This is a genomic window from Candidatus Thiosymbion oneisti, from assembly GCF_900092655.1.
Taxonomy (GTDB): Bacteria; Pseudomonadota; Gammaproteobacteria; order Chromatiales; family Chromatiaceae; genus Thiosymbion; species Thiosymbion oneisti.
Genome location: NZ_FLUY01001322.1, coordinates 1 through 839 on the forward strand (window position 1 = coordinate 1; position 839 = coordinate 839).

Below are 839 nucleotides of genomic sequence, written 5' to 3' on the forward strand. Positions count from 1 at the left end.
ATCCCTGTTTTCGTTCGCCCTCTCCCCAACCCCTCTCCCGCCGGGAGAGGGGCTTTGAGGCTTAACTTAATGGCATTAAGGCGAAGGGTTGCGCTAACGTTTGGACTAGTCCACTCAATATCGCGCAGTGGGAGGATCAAGTCGAAAAGATGGGTGTCTTTTTTTCCCTTTCTTTCCTGGAGGTGAAGAAACGTGGTCTGTCCCTGTTTCCTCGCCTGTTTCCTCGCTCATATTCGCCTCCATAAGCAATAAGCGCCACCACGTCTTCATTATGAATCTGGCTCCTTTTCCCACTTTTCCCCAAACACTGCACGCGCTTGTTACGCGGCATAGTTTATATCCCACCCTGGGAACACGAGTACGGCCGGATGACACCTAAGTGCCACTGCCAATTGTTTTGCTCGTTCTACACCTAGGTTAACGCAATCGTTCTCAATAGCCGAAATGGTGGATTGCGGAATGCCAGTTAACCTGGCTAGTTCGTTCTGGCTCATGTCTTGAAGTTCACGGATGATGCGAACTGACTCACCAACGCTAACATCAACCTGTCTTTCGGCTATTTTGTAATCTTTCATTATTTAGTATGTCAATCTATGTCGCATAACTGCTCGGCTCATACGCCCAATGCCGCGTGGCACTGAGCTCGAATAGTTGCTGAGGAGGCGGACCGCGGCATTGGGTCGCTTGCAGCCGAATGTTAGGCGAATGATCTGTGGAAAACGACCCGTCAATTGAGCCTGGCCCTTTTTCCGCAATAGCAGAAGGGGGGTAGTCGGTTAGCGCCACTTGAGACTGCACACTGTCCTATCCCCTTAGGACTTCTCAATGACTGCACCCCT

Annotated in this window: 1 protein-coding gene; it reads right to left on the bottom strand. The window is 50.9% G+C overall.

The genetic code is table 11. The features are described 5' to 3' along the window. Window positions 1-320: 320 nt before the first annotated feature. A complete protein-coding gene (locus tag BQ17_RS13640) occupies window positions 321-575 on the bottom strand; it encodes a helix-turn-helix domain-containing protein (RefSeq protein WP_089727956.1) in 255 nt (84 codons plus the stop codon). Between the last annotated feature and the right edge of the window lie 264 nt (window positions 576-839).